The organism is Sulfurimonas sp. (assembly GCF_026991475.1).
GTDB lineage: Bacteria > Campylobacterota > Campylobacteria > Campylobacterales > Sulfurimonadaceae > Sulfurimonas.
This window is the reverse complement of the sequence record NZ_JALXBK010000025.1, coordinates 1-2,318: the sequence shown is the minus strand read 5'-3', so window position 1 is coordinate 2,318 and position 2,318 is coordinate 1. Positions and strand designations below refer to the sequence as shown.

Genomic DNA, 2,318 nt, shown 5'->3' with positions numbered 1-2,318 from the left:
TGATCATATACGCTCTCCCAAACACCATGGAAAAGATAATGTGTTTTGTTATTTCCATCAGAGAAAGCACTTTGTAAAATTTCTGTTGAAATCGCTTTTCTGTAGTGAAGATTTTGATATGATCCTGGTATTCCTACAGGAAATTTTGGATTATAATCATAATCTCCTTTTGCTGGGCGGAAAGTATTTTGTGCCACTTTTAGTAGTGATGTGCTTTTCTTGTTAAATACAGCTGCATCTTTTGTGAAAATACTGACATGATTGTTTACTGTTATGTATCTATTTGTTATTCTATCTTTTTGATTTTTCAAAAATCTTGTAATTTCACTATGTGAAGTATAAATATGTTCTCTATCGCCTGCTGCAACAGTTTTATAAACACCTTCATGATAATTTTTACTGAGCATTCCATATTCTGAAATAACTTTTTTAAACCATTTTGTTGTATTTGAAGCCAATAAATCATGATAGTTTTCAAAACGAACAAATAGTGAATAAAACAGAGGCATACTTCCCTCTTTACTCGCATCAAAATAAGCAGAACTCAAAACACCTTTAAGATTTGTAGGGTAATTGTGAACCATTGTAGAATCACCAACCATATTTTTAAGTTCTAAAGATAAAAAACCTTTTCTTCTGTGGAGTGTTTTTGCATACTCATTTATATGCAAAAGCATATTATCTTTAAATTTTTCCACAAGAGTAAATTCAAAATAGAGTGTCACCGCACCCAAAGGAGCTTTTTCCCCTTTTTTAGGTGTAATCATACTCGCACTTGCCATAGAAGGCAACACCGCCATAGAACCTGCTGCAAGAGCAGCACCTTTTAAAAAATTACGTCTTTTCATTTTATATCCTTTAACTAATTGGTTAGTTAATTGTACATCTTCAAAGATTAAAGAATCCTAAAATCTATAACTATATGCCAATCCTCCAAAAATATTTATTTTATTCTCTTCTTCTATATATGGCGTAGGAATTTCATAAAAAAGTCTTAATTGATGTTTATCATAATACAAACTAGTGGAAAAACAGGCTAAGGCATTAAAAATATGCTTATGAGTTTGATAGCCTTCGCTGAGAGCTCCATCTAAAATAGCGGAGTATAAGAGTGCTTTTGTTTCTAAACCTGTACTTACTGACCAACCAAAACCATGTGTTAAATCATTAGTGTGAAGTAAATTCGCTTCCCCTTTTAAATAAGGATAATGTGTATTGAAGTTTTGAATATAATTATGTCCAATACGAATGGTTGTACCACCAAAAGCAGAAACATCAAATGTTCCCATACTGACACCGTAATGGTTAAACCAATCAGCTTTTGCTGAATTAAAAAAAGTACCCTGCCAAGACTTTACTCCACGCTGGTAAAGTAAATTTATGCTAATGTGAGTATTTATTTGTGTATTCCAACCTCTAGGTTGTTCATTACCTATGATTTTATGAAAATTATTTTGAATAAACTCTGCCCCTGAGTCTTTACCAATAACACCAAATTCTATATTATATTCAGTAAAGCTGCTCTGATTCCATTCAAGTAAAAAAGTAGAAAGAGAGAGATATCCAGCATAAGGAAAGTCATTATACTGAGGCGTTTTTAGGCGTGTGTTTTCGGGTGTTACAATCATTTGTTCAAGATTTATTCCTGCATTATGATGTTTTGTAGTGTCAAGGGGAATGGAAATTTTTTCTAACAGGGAAGCAAGAGTATCACTATAAGGATTTTTTTGCATAGAGTTATTCTCAACCCAAATTAAAGAAGAAGCACTAGTAAAGTGCATATCATGTCCCACAAAGAAATCATTGTAGATGGTGAACGAGACACTATCAGCATACAGAGAAGCTGATATAAGTAAAATATTGCTAAGAATTTTTCTCTTCATGGTGTCCCCCACCTTTATTAATTAACTAATTGATTAGTTATTTGTACTATTTAAAAAGTAAATTATTGCTTAAAAATAAAAAACTTACTCCTCTAAAACAACTATTTTTGGTTTTTTAGACATAAATGGTGGTTTTGCAAACCAAATTAAAAGAATAAGTGCAATGCTAATGTAGCTTGAAATAAGTAAAATATCATCATTTGCTCTTGTTGAGGCTTGTTGCTCTATGATATGCTTGATGGTAGGCAGGGCAGGGATGCCAATATGATGCAAAGAGTCCATAAACTCTTGCGTAGCATGAGAAAATCTTGTAATATTTTCGCTATAAACTGCGTGGTGAATATCACCTTGTCTCTCCCACATTGTTGTAGCGATGGAAGTCCCAAAACTCCCACCTAAAATTCTAAGAAAGTTTACAAGTCCCATAGCAGAAGC

At 32.7% G+C, this 2,318-nt stretch carries 2 protein-coding genes and 1 pseudogene; all 3 read right to left on the bottom strand.

What is annotated here, in order from left to right:
• Positions 1 to 848: twin-arginine translocation signal domain-containing protein (locus MV589_RS02015; protein ID WP_297431542.1), on the bottom strand; the 848-nt coding region annotated here is incomplete at its 3' end.
• Positions 849 to 905: 57 nt separating this feature from the next.
• Positions 906 to 1,883, bottom strand: coding sequence for a lipid A deacylase LpxR family protein (locus MV589_RS02010; protein WP_297431540.1), 978 nt, complete (start codon positions 1,881 to 1,883; stop codon positions 906 to 908).
• Between the two features lie 84 nt (positions 1,884 to 1,967).
• A pseudogene (locus MV589_RS02005) lies at positions 1,968 to 2,318 on the bottom strand (hypothetical protein); the annotation flags it as partial.

Coding starts and splice junctions, on each gene's coding strand:
- MV589_RS02010 (WP_297431540.1), bottom strand. CDS start 1,883: ATGAAGAGAAAAATTCTTAGCAATATTTTACTTATATCAGCTTCTCTG.